The sequence below is a fragment of the Blastopirellula marina genome (assembly GCF_002967765.1).
GTDB classification, from domain to species: domain Bacteria; phylum Planctomycetota; class Planctomycetia; order Pirellulales; family Pirellulaceae; genus Bremerella; species Bremerella marina_A.
Genome location: NZ_PUHY01000004.1, coordinates 481,483 through 499,854, shown reverse-complemented (window position 1 = coordinate 499,854; position 18,372 = coordinate 481,483). Strand labels below are relative to the sequence as shown.

General features: G+C 53.5%; 17 protein-coding genes. 6 read left to right on the top strand and 11 right to left on the bottom strand.

Annotated elements, in window-relative coordinates; translation table 11 throughout:
- Positions 1-72 precede the first annotated feature (72 nt).
- Entirely contained in the window at positions 73-588 is a 516-nt protein-coding gene (gene rimI / locus C5Y83_RS03390) for a ribosomal protein S18-alanine N-acetyltransferase (RefSeq protein ID WP_233207070.1), read from the top strand.
- 55 nt (positions 589-643) lie between these two features.
- Here the strand turns inward: rimI and C5Y83_RS03385 are convergent, their stop codons facing one another.
- Positions 644-1,126 (bottom strand): YfcE family phosphodiesterase, encoded by a 483-nt coding sequence (locus C5Y83_RS03385; protein ID WP_105328236.1) that lies wholly within the window; start codon positions 1,124-1,126, stop codon positions 644-646.
- A 71-nt stretch (positions 1,127-1,197) separates the two neighbouring features.
- Here C5Y83_RS03385 and C5Y83_RS03380 point away from each other — a divergent pair, with 71 nt between their 5' ends.
- Positions 1,198-1,977, top strand: coding sequence for a lysophospholipid acyltransferase family protein (locus tag C5Y83_RS03380; protein WP_105328235.1), 780 nt, complete (start codon positions 1,198-1,200; stop codon positions 1,975-1,977).
- A gap of 14 nt (positions 1,978-1,991) precedes the next feature.
- Here C5Y83_RS03380 and C5Y83_RS03375 read toward each other — a convergent pair whose 3' ends face one another.
- Positions 1,992-3,092 carry an ATP-grasp domain-containing protein gene (locus C5Y83_RS03375; RefSeq protein ID WP_105328234.1) on the bottom strand — a complete coding sequence of 367 codons (1,101 nt, stop codon included), beginning with the start codon at positions 3,090-3,092 and terminating at the stop codon, positions 1,992-1,994.
- A gap of 347 nt (positions 3,093-3,439) precedes the next feature.
- On the opposite strand from C5Y83_RS03375, the gene C5Y83_RS03370 reads away from it, so the two are divergent.
- From C5Y83_RS03370 to C5Y83_RS03355, 4 genes are all read left to right on the top strand, one after another.
- Positions 3,440-5,170: a VWA domain-containing protein gene (locus C5Y83_RS03370; protein WP_105328233.1), complete on the top strand. Its 1,731-nt coding sequence runs from the start codon at positions 3,440-3,442 to the stop codon at positions 5,168-5,170.
- 356 nt (positions 5,171-5,526) lie between these two features.
- Positions 5,527-6,024, top strand: coding sequence for a formaldehyde-activating enzyme (gene fae / locus C5Y83_RS03365; RefSeq protein WP_105328232.1), 498 nt, complete (start codon positions 5,527-5,529; stop codon positions 6,022-6,024).
- A gap of 108 nt (positions 6,025-6,132) precedes the next feature.
- Positions 6,133-6,996: a methylene-tetrahydromethanopterin dehydrogenase N-terminal domain-containing protein gene (locus C5Y83_RS03360; RefSeq protein ID WP_105328231.1), complete on the top strand. Its 864-nt coding sequence runs from the start codon at positions 6,133-6,135 to the stop codon at positions 6,994-6,996.
- 130 nt (positions 6,997-7,126) lie between these two features.
- On the top strand, positions 7,127-7,411 hold the full coding sequence (locus C5Y83_RS03355) for a hypothetical protein (RefSeq protein WP_105328230.1): 285 nt from the start codon (positions 7,127-7,129) through the stop codon (positions 7,409-7,411).
- Positions 7,412-7,416: 5 nt separating this feature from the next.
- Here C5Y83_RS03355 and C5Y83_RS03350 read toward each other — a convergent pair whose 3' ends face one another.
- The 9 genes from C5Y83_RS03350 to rpsF all read right to left on the bottom strand — a co-directional run bounded on the left by C5Y83_RS03350 (position 7,417) and on the right by rpsF (position 18,330).
- Positions 7,417-9,132, bottom strand: coding sequence for an outer membrane protein assembly factor (locus C5Y83_RS03350; protein ID WP_105328229.1), 1,716 nt, complete (start codon positions 9,130-9,132; stop codon positions 7,417-7,419).
- Positions 9,133-9,191: 59 nt separating this feature from the next.
- Entirely contained in the window at positions 9,192-10,814 is a 1,623-nt protein-coding gene (locus C5Y83_RS03345; protein WP_158262215.1) for an outer membrane protein assembly factor, read from the bottom strand.
- Between the two features lie 210 nt (positions 10,815-11,024).
- On the bottom strand, positions 11,025-13,097 hold the full coding sequence (locus C5Y83_RS03340) for an FAD-dependent oxidoreductase (protein WP_105328227.1): 2,073 nt from the start codon (positions 13,095-13,097) through the stop codon (positions 11,025-11,027).
- A gap of 138 nt (positions 13,098-13,235) precedes the next feature.
- A complete protein-coding gene (locus C5Y83_RS03335) occupies positions 13,236-13,880 on the bottom strand; it encodes a hypothetical protein (RefSeq protein ID WP_158262214.1) in 645 nt (214 codons plus the stop codon).
- 104 nt (positions 13,881-13,984) lie between these two features.
- Positions 13,985-14,695, bottom strand: a complete 711-nt coding sequence (locus C5Y83_RS03330) for an arginyltransferase (protein WP_158262213.1) — start codon at positions 14,693-14,695, stop codon at positions 13,985-13,987.
- A 122-nt stretch (positions 14,696-14,817) separates the two neighbouring features.
- Positions 14,818-16,263 carry a replicative DNA helicase gene (gene dnaB / locus C5Y83_RS03325; protein WP_105328224.1) on the bottom strand — a complete coding sequence of 482 codons (1,446 nt, stop codon included), beginning with the start codon at positions 16,261-16,263 and terminating at the stop codon, positions 14,818-14,820.
- A 401-nt stretch (positions 16,264-16,664) separates the two neighbouring features.
- Entirely contained in the window at positions 16,665-17,189 is a 525-nt protein-coding gene (rplI, locus tag C5Y83_RS03320; protein ID WP_105328223.1) for a 50S ribosomal protein L9, read from the bottom strand.
- Positions 17,190-17,291: 102 nt separating this feature from the next.
- The gene (ssb, locus tag C5Y83_RS03315) at positions 17,292-17,807 is read right to left on the bottom strand and encodes a single-stranded DNA-binding protein (RefSeq protein ID WP_105328222.1); all 516 of its coding nucleotides are present in this window, start codon (positions 17,805-17,807) and stop codon (positions 17,292-17,294) included.
- Positions 17,808-17,898: 91 nt separating this feature from the next.
- Positions 17,899-18,330, bottom strand: coding sequence for a 30S ribosomal protein S6 (gene rpsF, locus C5Y83_RS03310; RefSeq protein WP_105328221.1), 432 nt, complete (start codon positions 18,328-18,330; stop codon positions 17,899-17,901).
- Between the last annotated feature and the right edge of the window lie 42 nt (positions 18,331-18,372).

Genomic DNA, 18,372 nt, shown 5'->3' with positions numbered 1-18,372 from the left:
GATAGCCTGCATCTACCGATGATCATTGATCTCGAATTATTTCCGCTTTGGCTAATTCGGAAGGAGTCCGGCATGAGTCAAGTCAGTCAACGAACTTTACCTGTTCATATCCGTTGGATGATTCGCCGTGATATGCAGGAGGTTCTAGATATCGAAAGCCTCAGCTTCGAGTATGCCTGGTCGGAAGAAGAATTTGTCAAATGCCTTCGCGAACGCAACTGCATCGGCATGGTGGCAGAGCACGACGATCGCATCGCGGGCTACATGATTTACGAAATCTTGAACACCCGACTGCACTTGCTGAACCTAGCTGTCGCTCCTTCCATGCGTCGCGCCGGTGTCGGACGTCAAATGATCGGCAAGCTGATCTCAAAATTGACTCACCGTCGCCGTCGTCAGATTTTGCTCGAAGTTCGAGAGACCAATTTGGGTGCTCAGAAGTTCTTCCGCAATCTCGATTTCAAGGCGATCTCGTTGCTGCGTGATTTCTACGAAGATACCACGGAAGACGCCTATTTGATGCAGTTCAAGCAACAAGAAGCGGGCGGCTTCAGCCCGGTGAATCGCATTGCTCGATTGGCTAGTTAAGGCCATATTCGCGAGCGGATATTCGTCGCCACGCACGTAGGATGAACTTCGTGCGTTAGACGCCGACGATCTCGTGCTGCATGTTTTCGAGATTGACGATTGCCACTGTATGCTGGGTGGCTCGGAAGAGAGCGCCAGGATTCAACACTAACGTTGGACCTTCCTGTCGCGTCATTTTTTGATGCGTATGTCCTGAACAGACCATCGCATATTTATGCGATCGAATCATTCGCGTCAGAAGCGCGACATCGTCTCCGTGTGTCATGCCAATTCGGCGATCGGCCAACTCGAAGTCGGCCATGGTACCGTGGCATAGACCTCCGGATGTTTCAATTGCTTCACGCAGTACTTCTCGAGCATCATCTGTGTTGCCGAAGACATAATGCGTCGGCCATTTCGAGAAAATCTCGACGATCCCAGTGCTCCCAATATCGCCGCAATGCAAAACCTGTTCTACTGAGAACGACTCCAAGGTATACGCTGCTGCTTGTGCAAAAGTTGTTTGCCCGTGCGTATCGCTTACAATTCCTATTTGCACTTTCTTTCCCTCAATCTGCCTCGAAACTTCAGAAGCTCGAACCAAGTCTGAGTAGGCCGGCCAGACATCCTATGAATGTTATGTATGTCCTGGGTTGGATCGCCATCGTCACTGCAGGCTTAGCCGCCTGGGTAGTGATACTAAAACGGCGAACTGAATACACCCTTGTACAATTCTTTCTCGATCGCATCGTTTTTATCTTATTGCAGTTCCTCTGGCGAACGAAGACCCCTGCCGAACTTCCTTTGGCACGCGATAAAGGGGGCGTGATCATCGCCAATCATCGAAGCAGCGCCGATCCGTTCTTCATTCACCGCGCAGCGCGGCGTCGCGTTCGCTGGATGGTCGCGCGAGAATATTGCGACCGAAAAGTGATGGGATGGTTCTTGGAAGAATTCGGGGCGATTCCTACTCGACGTGGCGGCATTGATAACGCATCGGTTCGTGAGGCGGTCCATCTGCTGCAGAAAGGCCAGTGGGTGGGCGTTTTGCCAGAAGGACGAATCAACATGACGGACGAATTCATGTTGCCGGTCCGACCTGGTGCTGCCCTCTTAGCAAGAAGAGCAGGCGTTCCGATCGTTCCTGTCTATATCGAAGGGGCTCCCTTCAACGAAACGCCGATCAGCCCCTTCTTGATGTCCGCCCAAGTCACGATTTATGTAGGCGAACCCATTCATCCCGAAGCGTTTGAATCGGACGAAATGATGATCTTGGCTGCCGTCAAAGAGATTGCCAACCTGGCCGGTCACCCTGAATTCCAACCTCAACTCGCCGGCAAGAACTGGAAACCCACACAAGAGGAAGTGGAACAGGCCATCGCCAAAGCTAAAGAAAAAAGTCGCTCGTGAGAACACGACGATCTTCAATTCGTATTGCTTTGATTGAAAACCATGTGGACGTGGGCAACTCGTTCTTCAAGCAACTTCTCGACCTCGTTCTCATTCGCTCCGTCCGCGTAGATCGAACAGATTGGATGCCCCTTCTCGATGCGTGTCCCAACGTTGGGAATATCCGCCAACGTTGGTTTACCGAGAATTGAATCTCGCGACAGATTCCACTCGGCCGATAAGTACGACAAATGCTCGACGCTGAACTCAAAGGAGCAACTGGCATAGACAATCCTAAGGCCGCTTGTACCAGACCATTCCGTCAGATCGCCTGACAAACACTGATCTCGACAGGCATCGACATGCGATGCCATGAGACTCCTCTCCATGCGTCGTTCATAAAGAGGCATCGTCGCGGTCCAACGCGGATTGATTTCTAAGAGCACCGGCCGATCCGCCAACACGAAGTCCATTCCCCAGAGCCCCACCAAGTTTGTATCTGTGTGAATTACCTCAACCATTTTCTGAAGTTCATCAAAACCTGGCAGATCAGCGATCGGAACAGATGTTGCGCCAGCGAAGACAAACTCGCAAGCTGCACCATATTCAAGACCAACACGAAGTCGGCTCGCGCCCAAAATCTTAAAGTCGGTGGACGTCGACAAGACAGCGAGAGACATCACGGTTCCAGGAATCTCACGCTGAAAGTAGCGACTCTGATGCGAGCGATGAGAATCTGTGTAACGCTCAATTTGTAGCCCGCCCGCCGAACGCTTTGGCTTGATCAGCCAGTCCTTACCGAGAGGCTGTCTGGGCGAACGAGTCGTCTCTGGGTATTGAAACCCATGCTTTTCTGCCAGCCTACTGAGATAGATAGGATCGCGCACCAATTGCAAGACTTGGGCAGAATTCCCCAACAAAGGTCGCAGCTTTGACAAGCGTGTAATGAGGCGAGGATAGTTCTCCAAGCCACCGGTGTAGCACCATGCTTCCGCTTGGGATTCCATCAGCCAAGAATACGCAGACCAAGGGTAGTTGCTTAACGGAAGAGCATGGGCGATTCGCTGCGTGTCGATATCCGCAAACATGTCGGCAACTTCGACCGAAATGCCGATGCGGCATAATGATGCAGCCATGGCGCGGCATGAAGCTCCTACCAGCCCAATTGCTTTCACCGACTACTTCTCCTGTCTCAGGTTACATTCGCGCAAAAGCAAAGAAATTCTCCACCTGCCTGACACTTGTGACCTACGTTTTTAATTAGCAAGGACACTCATCCACTCTCTTCTCGGAGAGGTTTCTCGCTTGAAACCGACGAACGAAATGTTTCGTAAAAGCAACATCTCGCGGTTCACGCGTACTCCCTAATCTCGTTTCGGAACCTTTTTGAATATTTGCATCGCCGCAGGTCGGCCTTCTGCCAAACGCCCCAACCGTTCTGCCGCGACCAGACCCAACAACTTCCCATTCCAGGAGAGAGTCAATGTCTCGCCAAACTAATTCCACCGAAGAGGAGATGTCCCGCGTACGTACCGGCAGGAAACGCGGGATCATCGTTATCTTGGCCGCTGCCATGATGATCGTCATGATGGCGATGCTCGCATTCAGCATCGACGTTGGTTACATGTACACCATGCAGTCACAACTGCAGCGAAGCGTTGATGCCGCTACCCTTGCCGCAGCCGGTTCGCTGATCAACGGGCAGGATGCTGCCGACGACGCAATCCACGAATACCTGGTTCGTAACCCAGTCGGTACGCAATGGAAAGAATACGACAACAAGCCCATTGCCGATAGTGTCTCGCACTTTATGACCAACTACTCCCAGGGGCTTGATGTCACGTATGGCGATTGGGACTCGGCATCCCAACAGATCATCCCCAGTACGCGACCGCCCTCCACGGTTAAAGTGCAGATGCGATACGACAATATGCCGTTCTTCTTCGGGCATCTGCTCGGTCGCGACACGTTTAGCGTCTCGGCTGAAAGTGCCGCCGCTTACCAGCCACGCGACATCATGGTGGTGCTCGATCTTTCTGGTTCGATGAACGACGACAGCGAGTTTAGCGCTTTCGGCAAACTAGGTGTCGACTCCGTGACGGCCAACCAACTGCAGATTTACCAGGATCTAGGCTCGCCCGTGTACGGCAACCTGCAGTTCACACCTCAATGGGCAGTCGCGAAGGGACCAGCGCCTCAAACGACCGAACAAGCCCAGGTCACCGCCGAGTACCAATACTCGACCGTGGTTGTTGGATCGGATAAATCGTTCGACCGTGTTCGAGTGCGTCGCTCGGATGGAAACATTGTGACCTACTACCCGAGTACCAATTCCGGCAGTTTCACTCCTGGTGGTCAGGTGCGTGAGGTCTGGGCATACAGTGGCAAGAATGGTGATGGCTCGACCCAGGTTCACTATTTCAACTTCACCTCCCGCGATACTTTTGCAGCAGCATTAGGCCTCGATTCGGTTAGCTATCCGTACGGTGGCAACTGGAGTGCATACCTCGACTACTGCATGGCCAGCAACAATCAGAATAATAATGCTGGTTTCCGGTACAAGTTTGGCTATCAGAACCTGATCGTCTTCTGGCTTGAAAAACGATCACTCAACAGTCAGATGCCTGATATGTGGAAGGGAAGTGCTCAGCCGATCACGGCGGTGAAGAACTCTGTCGACCTATTCGTCCACTTCATCTCGGAATCGCAATCAGACGACCAGATGGGGCTTGCGACTTACAATGGTCCCGACGGCGAGAGCGTGCTGGAGTCGACGCTGACTAATAACTACAGCTTCATCAATACCCAGTCGAATCGTCGCCAGGCGGGTCACTATCACAACTACACGAACATCTCAGCCGGGATGAAGGAAGCCCGCGAAGAACTCGATGTTCGAGCTCGTCCTGGAGCATTCAAGATGATCGTCCTGCTGACTGATGGTGTCGCCAACTGGAATAACGGAGGCTACAACATCTCGGCTGCTCGTGATGCTGTGATTCACGAAGCCCATCTGGCAGCCGACCGCAAGTATGCCATTGTGACCATCAGCCTAGGAGCTGGTGCCGACAAAGACTTGATGCAACAGGTTGCCGACATCACAACAGGTTCTCACTTCAACATTCCTGGTGGCCAATCGGTGGAAGAGTACGCCGAAGACCTAACTGAAGTGTTCCAGAAGATCGCCGCACATCGCCCGCTGCGTTTGGTTCAATAACCACCCAGCAGGCCAATCGTTCTCTTCCCGCCAGAGGCCATCGTACATTTGCTGCCCGTGCGATGGCCTCTTCTTTTTCTTGACCGCGGTTTTCATACTCAAATGAAGCCAGGAAACTTGGGACTGCTCAGCTTGTTGCAAGGATTACTCACTACTTGCAATTCGGGCACAGTCTGCTATCGTTTTCGCTGTAGGTGCGCGAAATCTCCTGGTTGGTCCCGGGTTACGGGGCTTTCTACCGGCGTGCCGCCTCGCTACATTGAACAGTCACCCACGGCCTAACCGCGTCACACTTCCTTTCCTGAAAGCGGTAGGTCTCACCCCGTAACTTCCAGTTTACGTACGGAGAAACCCGGATGTCGATGTATATCGGAGAAGCCCTCGCTGGGGATGGCAACGAAGTCGCGCACATCGATCTTATGATTGGTTCCAAAGATGGGCCGGTCGGACATGCTTTCGCTTCGGCTCTGGCGAATCAAACTGCCGGTCACTCCAACCTGCTGGCTGTGTTGGAACCGAACTTGGCCGTTAAGCCTTCGACGGTGACAATCACCAAGGTCACGATCAAGAACTCGAAGCAAGCCGTGCAGATGTTTGGCCCTGCCCAGGCCGCCGTTGCCAAGGCAGTCGCAGACGCCGTCGAGCAAGGCGTGATCCCGAAGGATCAATGCGAAGATCTGGTTATCGTTTGTGGCGTCTTCATCCACTGGGAAGCCCAAGACGACAAGAAGATCTACGACTACAACTACCAGGCCACTTTGGACTCGATCAAGAACGCTATGGGCAGCAAGCCATCAGTTGACGAAGTCGTCGCTGGCAAGGATAAGGCCGCTCACCCATTCCGCGGCTTCTAAGGCAGCCTTTGCTTTCGATTTGAAATCTCGAATCCCGCGTGGTTGCTTATCAACCCCGCGGGATTTTTCGTATCTTCATCCGCGCCGCTTGTTACCGAGTACACAGCCATGAAGAACCTTCTTCTGCAACTCGATACCGATACCCAACCAAGCACCTTCGATTCTGTGGTTGCCATCGACTCTGGTGCTGACGTCATGTTTCGCCATGGTGGCGTGACGACCGATCAAGTCGAAGGGCTAGTTCATGGCCTGATTTTCACCCGCGCTCCGAGCAAGTTGAAGCATTCGGCAATCTATGTTGGCGGTTCGAACGTAGATGCTGCCGAAGAACTCCTTAACGCAGTTAAGAAGACCTTCTTTGGCCCAATGCGTGTCTCGGTGATGATGGATGGCAATGGAGCCAACACCACGGCGGCCGCAGCGGTTATCTGCGGTGGTCGGCACTTGGACCTGAAAGCAACTCAGGCACTTGTTCTCGGTGGAACCGGCCCCGTCGGACAACGAGCAGCGCGACTGCTAATTCGGGCAGGAGCAAGCGTTCGGCTCGCCTCTCGCTCGCTGGACAAGGCTCAGAAGGCTTGCCAGCAGATCGCGGAAGACCTGCAGATGGAAGGTCCCCAGCCGGTTGCAGCCAGTGATCCCACCTCCGTCGAAGCCGCTCTCCAGGGCGTTCAACTATTGATTGCCGCGGGGGCAGCCGGGGTCACGCTCGTCCCTCAAGCGATTCGACAAAACGCACAAGATCTGAAAGTTGCGATCGACCTCAACGCGGTCCCGCCGGTTGGCTTGGAAGGAGTCGATTCGTTCGAAAAAGCAGTCGAAAAGGATGGCCAAATCTGTTACGGAGCGATCGGGGTTGGTGGAACCAAAATGGCGATCCACCGCGCCGCGATTGAGCGTCTGTTTCAGCAGAATGACTTGGTCCTGAACGCTGAAGAGATCTACGAATTGGGAACCGAGCTCGAAGGCTAGCGTATGTACGTCGGGTAAAAGCTCTTCGCATCTTTGACAACCGTCAAAGCTTAACCGGGATTACCAGCATAAGCCGCACACTCAGCAAAGTTACCTAGGTGCTGTCACCCTCGATTGACCGAAAACAGAAATGTCGAATGACTTTTCCGATTTCTCGCGAGGTACTTTTCCCATGCGAATCTTGCTGCTCGCCATCATCATTCTTATTGGGTCCAACTACGCGGCTTCCGCAGAAGCAGCTGGACCAGAGCAGTACTGGATTATCGCGCCGATCGATCCTACACAATCGGTAATGGTTCCTCGCCCCAAAAAGCCGTATGCCTACGGCTGGTTTGGTGTCACCCAAACCCATTGCAAAGGAACCTGGGACAAGGGTTACTATAAACCCTCGTTCATTGACTGGACGTTCCGTTAAGCGAACTAGCGAGCAGCACCTACGAAGAAGCTGAAGACTTGGGTTTCATCCGTATCGGCGTGATTGACAGGGAAAGCGAAGTCGAGCGCGATCGGAGCTTGTCCCAATGCAGGAACCGAAATTCGCAGACCGAAACCAGGTGAGACATCGAAGTCTTCCCAGACAATCTTCGTCGACTCTTCCACGGTACCGACGTCCGTGAATATCACACCCTTAACCATGTCATCAGCCGTGATCGGGAACATGTACTCAACCGATCCTAGCACACGAAATGGACCACCGGTGTAAACGTCGTTCTCGATCGGACCGGTACGACGGAAGCGGAAACCACGCAACGTCGAGAAACCACCTGCGAAGAAGTTCTCGAAGATCGGGGTGTCTTTGCCCGAGAAACCCGCCTTGGCCGAAAAACCCAACGTGTGTCGACCGGAACCGTCCGGACGCTCTGCCAAGAGGAAGTACTGTCGGAAGTCTACTTCTGCTCGCGAGTAGCTGTACTGACCAAAAGCTTGCTCGAGATTGATCTGGAACATGTGACCTTCCGTCGGAGCAAACGCAACGTCACGTGTATCATGCACGATGCTCCAACTTCCAGTGTATAGATCGTTGCTACCGATGACGCTATCGAGTTGAGCCACACCATTCACACGCGGGTCGTAAACGTCGACATCTTCCATTCGTAAGCTGACCGAAGTCGAAAGGTCAGGCGTCAGTCGATACCCAAGTCCGACTCGTCCACCAATGCGTTGTTCGTCCCAGTCACGATAGATTCGATTGAATAGATAGGCACTCAGGTTCATGCTGACGCGAGTGTTGAACAAGTACGGATCGCTGAAGCTCGCCATGTAACGCTGCACTTGGGTACCGGGCATTGCCTCAATTCGGAACCCCTGCCCTGCCCCACGCCAAGCCCGACCATTCCAAATATCATCCGGACTAGTCGGAAAGCGTTTCCAGTCGAAGTTTCGTTCATCGATCACCACCGAACCGGTGACACCTGCATCCGAATTCACACCCACACCAAACTGGAAACGTCCGGTTTGGGCTTCTTCAGCACGAATCGTCAGATCGGCCGTACGTGCGGGATCCATGTAAGGATTCGGCGTGATGAACGCATCGGGACCAAGCGGTGGATTAAAAATCGGAGCACCACCCATTGGGCGACCTGTGTTATCCATTCCAGGTGGCGGTACGTACCCAGGCGGATAATTCGGAACCGGCGGCGCGGTGAAACTGTTTACCAGCGGTCGACCATAGCCATCGGTTTGCGGATAAGTCTGATATTGAACCTCCGACTGCGGTACATACTCGGCCTGAGGCTGAGCATACTGCTGCGTGGGCTGCGAATTGTACTGGGGCGTCGGCTGCGGCGGCGGAACCGGCTGGGCATATTGAACCTGTTGAACCGGCTGCTGGGGATAGCCTTGTTGCGGCTGATAGGCGTTGTTCGGTGGAATAGGTGCTCCGGAAGCCTGCATTCCAGTTCGATACTGATTCGGATTACCTGGCGAAGTCGCCTGCATGGGGCGACTGTAACCCTGTTGGTACTGGGCGCCGTTCGGGTAAGCCTGATTGGTCGGTGCCTGATTGTTCCATTGCGTCTGTGCAGCTTGGCTGGTTTGGCCCCAGTTTTGAGCGAGGGCAGTCTTCCATCCAGTGCACACCATGGCGGCGAAACCAAGAGCGATGGTAATCTTCAGCAGTTGTCCGCTTCTGTCCACCTAATGTGTCCTCTTTCGTCGATACGGCTCGGGGGGGAAATCGAGCTGAGTCAGGCTTCTTAGTTGTTAGGCACGGATGAATATCGCGATGTCGGCCAGGCAGTTGGCTGCGTTGAGACCGGCTGATGATAAACGGGATGCGAATATCGGCTCGCTGGTGCTTGAGGCGGAGCCTGATAATGAGGCTGCTGGCCTTGCGGCGGCATCGCTTGATATTGCTGGGTCGGGTTTTGTGGCTGCTGGTACTGCACCGGCTGTGCCTGCGGCTGTCCCATTGGGTAGAACCGTGGCTCGTAGTTCGGTCTTGGACTCTGACCGCGATAAGTACCATCGCCGTTGCGAGAAGCGATTGATTCCACCTCGCTCAACTCGGGCGGCGCGACCGTGATGGTTGGCGTCACGCCTCGATGAGGTTCGTTGACAAACAACTGCGAGGCTTTAATACGCCGTTCATCGTCACGGATCTTCGTGATATCGATAATGTCACCTGGCTGAAGCGACAGGCGATTCAAAATCACGGCTTGCTTGGTGTGCGGCATGTCGCCGTTAATTTCGACGTTAATGTTGCCCACACGGTACTGATCCCCTTCCCGGATGTCGTACACCAAGTCGAGTGTTCCTGGTTCTTCCAGGAAGCGAGGCTCGGCTTTAATGTCAGCGTGGATGTAACCTTGCGAACCGTACAAGTCGGAGATCGCAGCTCGGTCGGCGGTCATCTTTTTTTGATCGAAGTATTCACCCTGGCTCATTTTCAGCTGGCTGGCAAGCTGCTCTTGGGAAAAGCGAGTCTGCCCAATAAACGAAATGTTGCGGACTTCATAACGCGGACCTTCATCAATGACAAAGGTCACGTTAGCCCACTTGCCGTTTTCGCTATATTCCAAGATGCGATTGACTTGAGCTTTGAAGAATCCAAGGGATCGATAGTACGAGGTCAACGTGTCAACATCTTGCTCAAGCTTCGACTTATCCAGCTCTCCTTGAAAGACATAAAACCAGCCCGGCTTGGTGCTGATCTGTGTCTTCAAGCGAGCGGAAGTAGCAATCGAGTTTCCAACAAACGAAGTGCTGCCAACGCGGGCCAGAGGGCCTTCGTGGATCATAAAGACCACGCCTTTGTCCTCTGCCTTCAAACCTTCCACCACGCTAACGGTGGCCTTACCATGGCCGCGGGTATGGTAGTAGTCCTCTAGCTTTAAACGGGCTTCTTCAATGACGTATTTATTCAGCGTGCCGTCCATCTTCATCTCCGACTTCTTCAGCAGCGTTTTATCGCGTACCGATTCGTTGCCGAGAAACTTGATGTAAGCAATTCGCGGGCGTTCTTCCAGTTGAAAGGTGACATAGATCCCTTCCGCTGAATCGTCGGTCAGAATCTGCACATCACGAAAGAGCCCCGAGGCGGCGAGACGGCGGACGTCCGACTGGATGACTTCCGCGTCGAACTCACGTCCAACGCGCGTCTTAATCATCGAACGGACGCGAGTTTCGTCGGTTTGTGTGTTTCCGAGCAGTCGGATTCCTGTCACCACAGGCCGAGTTGGAACCGGTCGCGGGACGGAAGTTGGGTCGTTCAACGGAGGCACGATATCCTGTGCCAACGTCGAAGATGCGACGAAGCCTAGGCATAGCAAGGCGGTTGAAACGAAGGCTTTCCTTAGCCCGTGGCAAGTCCACTGCATTCGCTGAATCCCTATATCAACAAGCTGGCTGGCTTCCATGCCCACCAAAAGCGTGCCTCGGCGCGAAGCCTTGGGACGCAATGTGGAGAAATACTGAAACGCACTGCTCCTGGCAAGACGAATATCGCCCTAGAGTTACGATGCCTAGGGATACGCATCGAAAAACTCTTCGGTTCGGCCGATTCAGAACGCTAGCGATACTGCCAACTGCTAAGGCAGCACTGGCAAAAGCTGCAATGCATCCAGGATCACGAAACCGTCGGTGTCCTCGTTTCGGATCGTGATTACCGTTCTGCTATCGGCTGACAACTCGACCTCGCCAATCTGGCGAAACGGATTGCTGGTCGGAAGTGGTTTCGTTTGATCTACCAACCACTTCACCTTTTTTCCGTCATTTTGAATTTCAACCGGGACGCTTTTAGCTCGGGTAGGATGAGCCGAGTAAGCCATCATCACGTAGTACTTCCCCGATTTGGACACCGTCACCTCGAATTTCGCAATCGATTCCCCACTTCCAGAGGCCTCATCGTGAAGATAGCCCTGCTCGATGTGCGGCTTGAAGTTCGTCGAGCGAGACCAATCGCCGCTTAGCTTCGCATCGGTATCGTCAAGGATGATCCCTGGGAGCGACTTCTTAGGAATGCCAACCACCGCCGATGGCTGAGGTAAACTGGCCAGCGTTGGCAACTCAAGCACTTGTCCTTGCTCAAGCAATTGCTTTTTGAGTAGCGGGTACGGTAAGTCCTGAACCTTGACTCCTTCCTTGGCCGCAAGTGCCGCCGCGATGCCAGCACTTTGTCCGATGATCATCCAGGTCGGTTCCACCCGAATCGATGAGATCCCCACATGCGTACAGGACATGGCTACGGGAACGAGCAGATTGTCACAGTCGCCTTTCTTAGGGACGATCGATCGATACGGAATGTGATAGGGAAAACCGTGCCGACGACCAGGCATTCGGACGGGAAAGATAGTTCCTTCATCCGCAACGGTTCCGTCTTCAAATGCGACCCGCTGGCAGTCGTGTGAATCGATTGGGAACGACGAGACCGCAATCGGGTCTTCCTTCTCTGGATTCTTAAGAATGTCATCCTGACTCACCACGTGCATTCCCTGCATTCGGCGACCCTCTCGCACATAAAGTTGCGGCGGCCAGTGATTCGTTTCGGTGAATTCGTCGCGGCAAAGCCCCAAAGCCGCGTACTTTTCTCGCGTCGCTTGAGGGACCGACGGATCGGTGGTTAGGAAGTGATAGAACTCGATTGTGTACTGTCGATGTGCTTCGAAGATCTCAGCCCGTTCTTGAGCGTCTCCTTCACTCCAACCATTGCAGGCCCCGACCAGTCCGAGCGAGAATTGCCCGCCGATCGAATTATTTCCATCGAATTTGTTGCCGGGGAGCGGATAGAGGTCGATCCCGAAACTCTTACCGCCTGATTTGGCATATCGTCGTACCGCTTCGAACCGTGCCGGGTCGTAATTGTCTGGCTTCGGGAAGGGAACGCGGTTGGCCGGATCGCTGGTCAGGCAAAGACGAAAACTGTAAACCATCACCCGATCGTCTCCGGCATGCTCGTCCCCGGGATCGGCGGTGGTGACCAGTGGCAACAACTTCCCTTGATCATCGAAACCAGAGATTTTCATCTTTCCTTTGGGATAACGCTTGCCTGCTAATGATTCGCCGAATGCCGCTTGCCCTTCGCGTCCAATTGTCCATGAGACATCTGCGGCGGCCAATAAGTCACCTTCGTAGGTTGCGTCGACAAAGGTCTTCCCTTGAAACGTTCCCGTCGTTGTTTCGATCTCGACAATGGTTGCATCCTGCTTTTTGACTCTTGTGAATTCGCAGTTGGTTCTTACCTCAACGCCAGCTTCCTTGAGCATGGCCGACGTGACTCGCATCGCGACGTGCGGCTCGTAGGTCCAGACGGAGTTATCTTTGACACGGACATCGTAGGGCAGCTTCACGCCTCGCGATCGATAGTCGGCTGCGATCCGACGATGCCATTCGTCAAACAGTCCCATTACGGTCGAGCGTACTGTTTGATTGGAATCGCTGAAGCTGAGCCCGCCCGTATTTACGCCACCGACATGACTGGTCGGCTCCAGCAAGATCACCGACACACCTTCCCGAGCTGCGGCAATGGCCGCGCAAAACCCTCCTGGAGTCGCTCCATACACGACCACGTCCGCCGACTTCGTATCGGCCAGCACAGTACGTTGTGGAAGCAAGCAAACAGCTAGTAAAAAGAGGGCGGCGCAGCAACGGCGAGTAGAATTCATGAGGCGAGCATTCTGAGGAAGGAGGGGGCAATGAAGAATCCCTGATTCTAGTCTGCTGTACCAGGCAACTTCAAATCAGGTGCACGGGAGTCCGTCTACGATTCCCCCCTAATCTGCGATCTGCATGACCTGTCGATGTCAGAGAGACAAAGCGTAAATCCAATGCCATGAAAACATCACCAGAGTCGCCACTCCCGTCCAATGAAGCCAACCTCGGGATGAACCTTGCACAATATCGACCAATGCAATCAACAGCACATAAAACCATGTGAGGTTATGGACAAAAAGACTAGTGGGTATTGGTCCAAGAATCACCTCAGGAATTAGGCCGGGAAAAATTACCTCGAATAAGACGAACAGATTCTGAAGAACCAACGCTACAAATCCAAATCGCCAAAGCAGTGTGGTTTTCGGTCGTATCATCCATATCAAGAAAAGGCATAGGCCAAGACCATGCTGCGCTAGTGCCATGTATCGATAAATATCCTGCGTCATTTCATCGCGGGTGATTCCCGAGTCAGAAATCGCGAGATCAATTGCCACGGCGCAAATGCGAATAAACTCATAAATCCCTAGGTAAACCAAGATCTCATCACCTGGCTGCCACTCGTAGCGAATACCTTGCCACTTCCAATTGGCCAACAAGGCGATGCCGGTCAGCCCGGTTCCCAGAACCACTGAATTCGTGGCATAAAAACAAATCGACCACCAACCGATTCCTTCAGCCCAACCGACTCCATGAACACTTAGCAGTGTGATCCATATCCCCATTGAAACCGACAACAGGGTGAGCCAGAGAAACACGTATTTAAGTTGGAGATGAGGAGAGTGACTCCTGCCCGCCTCGAAATTCACAATATCTGCGTCGAAAGAATTCTTTACACTCATTACGTATCGAATCGAATCCACTCACCATCAATCCGCCGTTCGTGCGGGAGATAGTTCGCTTTGTAGCGCATGTGTTCATTGCCAGCGACGTAGAAGCCAAGGTAGAGATATTTCAGCCCCCACTCGCGGCACGCTTCGATTTGTTTGAGGACAGAAAAATTGCCGATCCCTAAGTCACCGCACTTAGAATCGAAATAGCAGTAAACAGCCGACATGGCTTCTTGGCCAACATCCGCAATCGCAACACCGACCAGTTCTTCACCGCGGTAATAACGAAACTCACGGCTATCGCAGCACGTGATTCCAAGAAACTCTTTCAACGACCGCAGATCGATCTCCGAGCCTGGTTCTCCCAATCCGCGTCCCATTTTATGACGGTTGTAGAGATCGAGTCGCTGGCGATCGACCACAGGCTCACCGATCACGACTCGGAGTTCGGCTTCTCCTTTTTTCAGCACTCGGCGATGTCGACGACGTGGCTGAAAGTCGTCGACCGGAATTCGAATCGGCTCACACGCATTGCAGCCGGGGCAGTCGGTATGGTAGATGAAAATCCCAGAACGGCGGACGCCTTCCGAGAGTGCCTCGTCGAACGAAGCAGGATCTGCTCGGAAGTCCGTTAGATAGAACGGCAGCACTGCCAGCCGGTCTGGCAAATAGGGGCAGGACTCTTCGACATCGATAAATTTCGAACCGTAGCGTTGGCTCATCCAGGCACTTTTTAATGTCGGTTTCTCAATCGCAGCCGAAACCAGCGTTGCCCGGCCGATAGGAAGCATTATAGCCCCAAACAAGCTGAGCATTCAAATTTTGGCATTAATGAAAAAGGAGGCTAGAAGCCTCCCTCGCCTTGATTGAACGCCGAGAAATCGTCCGGTTCGCGATCGAATGCGTTCTCGAAACGGGTGAAGTCTTTGAGCCAAGTCAGCTTGACTTCACCAACCGGGCCTGCACGCTGCTTGCCAATGATAATCTCGGCCTGACCGGTGTACTGATCGCGTTCTTCGCCGCTGTGGTAATACTCCTCGCGATGGACAAACATCACCACGTCGGCATCCTGCTCGATGGCCCCTGATTCTCGCAGGTGGCTCAGCTTCGGCTTATTGTCTTTCGAAGCTTCAGCCTGACGATTGAGCTGGGCCAAGCACAAGATCGGCACGTTCATTTCACGGGCCAAACCTTTCAAACGTCGGGCGATCTTGGCGACCTGTTCCTGACGTGGATCGTTGGCATTATCAGGCTCGATGAGTTGCAAATAGTCGATGACGATCAAGCCTAAGCGGCGTTCGTTACGCATGATCCGCCGGGCCGAAGCCGCGATTTCTGCGACCGTTCGACTTGGCGAGTCATCCACAAAGAGCGGTGCCTCTGCGACGAGCGAAGAACGCTCGATCAGCTTGGCTCGATCTTCGTTACTGAGTGTTCCATTTCGCAGACGGTGACCATTAACTTTAGCGACGCTACAAAGCAGACGATCACAAAGTTCGACCGATCCCATTTCTAAGCTGACAAAAAGCACTGGGATCTTGTCGTGTACCGCGATATTCTCGGCAATGTTCATGGCGAAGGCCGTTTTGCCCATCGCCGGGCGAGCGGCCAAAATGAGGAGCTGGCTGCCATGAAATCCACTCGTCATCTCATCGATGTCGGTGAAGCCGGTCAATACACCGTTGGATGTTTCACCACGGAGACGGGCATCGATTCGTTCCATGGCCTCGGTCACGATCTCACGCATGCTGGCCATGCTGCGATTGTCGCGTCCATCGAGAATGGAGAAGATCTTTTGCTCCGCTCGCCCAACAAGTTCTTCCGGTTTTCCGGCTTCTTGGTAGGCGTCTTGTAGAATATCGGTCGCGGCGAGAATCAGATTTCGGCTCGTCGCCTTTTTACGAACGATCTCGGCGTAACTGACCGCGTGCGCCGCATGAGGCACACTGCGAGCCACTTTCGCCAAGTAAGCTGTCCCACCAATGAATTCCCAGTCGCCGGCATTTCGAAGATGCTCAGTCAGAAGCGTGGTGTCGATCTTTCGGCCGCTGTTGTGCAGATCGACCATGTGCTCAAAAAGCTTCTTGTTCGCTTCGTCGTAAAAATCCTCGGGCCGGACAACCATGATGACGTCGTCCAAGACGTCCGGCAAAAGAATGATACTTCCCAGCACGCACTGCTCGGCTTCAACGCTACACGGCGGCTGCTTGTCGAAGAGATTGGTGGCGACTTCCTCCCGGTCGTCAAATCGCCGCTGCTTCGATTGCTTTGATTTACCGCCTGTTGCCACGTTGGTGCTCCGTGCGCCGCTACAAAAAGTTGGTGTGATTGCTGGTCGACAACCATCCTACCGCACGAATGGGTCAGGACAATGCGATTGCTAGATTTAGGGGCCCGGCCAGTTTGCATCACAAAATGGAATGGGAACTGAGGGCATAAAAAAACTCCTCGGGGAGGCCGAGGAGTTTTTTTCGGATCCGCGAGCGGAACAATCAAGGTCAGGTGTTTCGCCAACCACCGTGACCGAGTTCTCGCTATCGAGCGGACTAAAAAGGGAGTGCGACTTACTAAGACCGGCGTGGCTCGAACCGATTAGGGGCTCAAGAGCCAAGCCGTAGCGTGCTATTAGCATGGTGCTATTTGGCACGGATAAACTCAGTGCGAACTTCGCACGGGACCATCTGGTTGATACTACTCACCAGAAACGGTCGGAACAACCCAAACCTTCAATTCCGATTCAATTTCGGCATGAAGGTGAATCTTGACGGTATACAAACCGAGTTCCTTCAGCGGACCCTGCAGGCGAACCTGATCTGGAGTAACGGTGAAGTTCTGCTCTTTCAACGCGTGAACGATCTCGACCTGACCGACGCTTCCGTACAGGTGACCTTCGTCGTTGGCGTTGGCTTCGATCGTAACGCTTTGGCGATTCAACAAGTCGGCGATCGCACGGAGACCAGCCAAACGCGACTTCTCGATCTCGACCAACTTGGCCTTGTGCTTTTCGACCATCCGCTTGTGATGGCTTGTGGCGATCGTCGCCAAGCCTTGCGGGATCAGGTAATTATTGGCGTAACCAGGACGCACTTCCACGACATCGCCCGGCTTGCCGAGGTGGTCAACCGACTGGATCAACAGCAGTTCGATACCGCCGTTCTTGCCTTTTGGCAATCGCTTCCAGGGACGTGCTTTGTGCTTTTCAGATCGAGTTGGCATGGTGTTTGTCTATTCCAATAGTTGCCAGTGATTTGGCGTTTGCTCTTGGTTGATTCAGTCAACCGTTCGCGTGATGCCGGGCGGGCTTCGCCAGACTTTTCATTAGAACGGAATATCATCGTCGGCTGCTCCCTGGGAACCTGCTCCCCCAAAGCTGCCGTCATCGTACGAGTCATAGTCGGATCCAGACGATTGGTCATAACCACCGCGACCGCCGCCTTGTGGTTGGGATTGTCGAGCTGGTCGGGAAGGCCCGCCGCTTCGACCACCGCCGCCACCGCCTCCGTCGCGGCCGCCGAGCATTTGCATCTTCTCGCCAACCACGCGAAGCTTGGATCGCTTCTGACCGTCTGTTTCCCACGTGTCAAGCTTGAGCCGTCCTTCGATCAATACGGACGAGCCCTTGCTTAAGTATTCACTGGCGATTTCCGCAGTACGTCCCCACAAGGTTACGTCTACGAAGGTCGTTTCATCGACCCATTCGCCCGATTGTGTCTTACGTCGATCGTTAACCGCCAGACCCAGCTCAGTAACGGCTGTTCCACCACCGGAGACATATCGCAAATCGATATCCCGCGTCAGGTTCCCGACCAGAATAACTCGGTTGAAACTTGCCATGGGAAACGCTCCTTCAGGGGAAAATCGAATCGACTTCAGTACTTACCAAGGATGATTGTACGTGCCAAAGACGTAAAAACCGGGCTGCAGCCTAGTCGGCAGCTTCCACGGTTTCTTCTTCGTCTTCGTTCGACGAATCATCATCGTTGTCGCTGTCGTTGTCGGAATCCGAGTCTTCTTCGCCGGCGATCTCGTGACCTTCAGCGTGGGCGACCAGCATGTCGACGATTCGTGGATCGTGCTTGATGAACAGGAACCGCAGCATGTCATCATTGATGTTGCATGCGTAGTTCAACTCGTCCACTTTTAAGCTGTCCAAGCGGAAGTAGGTCAGCCAGTAGGTACCTCGGCGATGCCCGTTGATTGGGTACGCCAGGCGCTGTTCGGCCCACATACGGCTCACCAGGATTTCGCCACCCAATTGCTGCACGAGAGCATCAATTTTGCCGGCGACCCCACTGGGATCCTTTCCATACCGGTTGGAGTCCAGAATGAACATCCCCTCGTAAACGTAAGCCGCCAAGGTTTCTACTCCTCGAATTTCGACGTCAAAATGATCGGTTCA